Origin of the sequence: Streptomyces sp. NPDC059743 (genome assembly GCF_042732975.1) — a bacterium.
Taxonomy (GTDB): Bacteria; Actinomycetota; Actinomycetes; order Streptomycetales; family Streptomycetaceae; genus Streptomyces.
Window position 1 is genome coordinate 1 of the sequence record NZ_JBHWGS010000041.1, and the last position, 1,460, is coordinate 1,460.

General features: G+C 69.1%; 1 protein-coding gene. It reads right to left on the minus strand.

Annotated features, from left to right (window positions below):
* Positions 1-18 precede the first annotated feature (18 nt).
* On the minus strand, positions 19-1,233 hold the full coding sequence (locus tag ACFV6H_RS37720) for an IS110 family transposase (RefSeq protein ID WP_385551405.1): 1,215 nt from the start codon (positions 1,231-1,233) through the stop codon (positions 19-21).
* Between the last annotated feature and the right edge of the window lie 227 nt (positions 1,234-1,460).

Below are 1,460 nucleotides of genomic sequence, written 5' to 3' on the forward strand. Positions count from 1 at the left end.
TGATGCTCCTATTGTTCGTCAAGCGGTTTGGAGCCAGTTGCGGTAGGTGTGGGCGAGGTCGTCGTCTCGGCGGATTCCGCGTTCCAGGGTGGAGATGGTGGCTGGCCAGACCCCGAAGTGGTGTGCGGCGGTGGTGAGGGTGATGTTCTTGGACTGCCGCAGGGGTCTCAGGTCGGCGATGCCGGGAATGGTGACCGTGGTGGTCAGGCAGCGGAACATCTCCCGGGCGATGGCTCGCTTCAGGAGCCGGATGATCTCCTTCTTCGTGCGGCCGGCGGCGGTCTGCCGTGCCACGTATGCGCGGGTGTGGGAGTCTCCGGCCATGCGGACCAGTGCGATGCGGTAGAGGGCGGCGTTGGCCGCTCGGTCTCCGCCGCGTGAGAGGCGGTGCCGGTTGGTTCTGCCGCTGGAGGCGGGGACCGGTGCGGCTCCGCAGAGGGCGGCGAAGGAGGCTTCGGTCCGCATGCGTTCGGGGTTGCCTCCCGCTGTGATCAGCAGTTGGGCGGCTGTGTCGGGGCCGACCCCGTAGGTGGCCCGCAGGCCGGGGTTGTGGACGGTGACTTCGCTGTCCAGGGCCTTGGTCAGGGCCTCGTGCTCGGCGGTCAGTTCTTTGACGCGTCGGGCGAGGCTCTTCAGCGCGGTGAGGACCGCGGTGTGGACGGCGTCTCCGGCCGGCCGCAGGCGGGCCAGGGCGTCGGTGCGGTCCGTTCCTTTGAGCTGCCCGTATCCGGTGCGGATGCTCTCGGGGGCGGTGATGAGGATGTGGGTGATCTGGTTCAGGGCTGCGGTGCGTGCTTTGACGGCGGAGCGGGCGGCGTTGTGCAGGGCGCGTATTCCGGCGACGGTGTCGTCCTTGGGGGCGCTGGAGGCCCGTCCGGACAGGGCGGCGCGGGCGGCTGCGTAGGCGTCGATGGGGTCGGACTTGCCGATGCGGCGGCGTTCGGCCCGGTCGGGGCGGTTGACCTCGATGACCGGGTGCCCGTGTGAGCGGGCGGTGCGGGTGAAGCCGGCTCCGTAGGAGGAGGTGCCTTCCACGCCGATCGCGATCACGTTGCCGTGGGCGGTCAGGAAGGCCAGGGCCGCGGCGTATCCGGCGGCGGTGGTGGTGAACTCGGCGTCTGCGAGGTGGCCGCCGTTGTCGCTGATGACCGCGACGTGGAGGGTGTCGGCGTGGGAGTCGACCCCGCCGAACACATCCTGGTCCACGGTGTCCGCTGCGGCTTCTGATGTCATGCTGTTGATGCCTTCCCAACCGGAGGTGGGCACCGGCCGGGTGGCGCAGACAGGACATCGAGGGGGCTTCTGGCCAAGCTCCTATCAGGTCATGTTCCGCCCGGCCGGAGCCATGAGAACAGGTCCCGGCGGCCGGACAGAACAATCGGAAGACAGCCCAGCAGGGCGCCAGTCAGTGCCCGAGCCACGACCACCGGAACCTGAGTATCAGCTTCGATGTCAGTGCC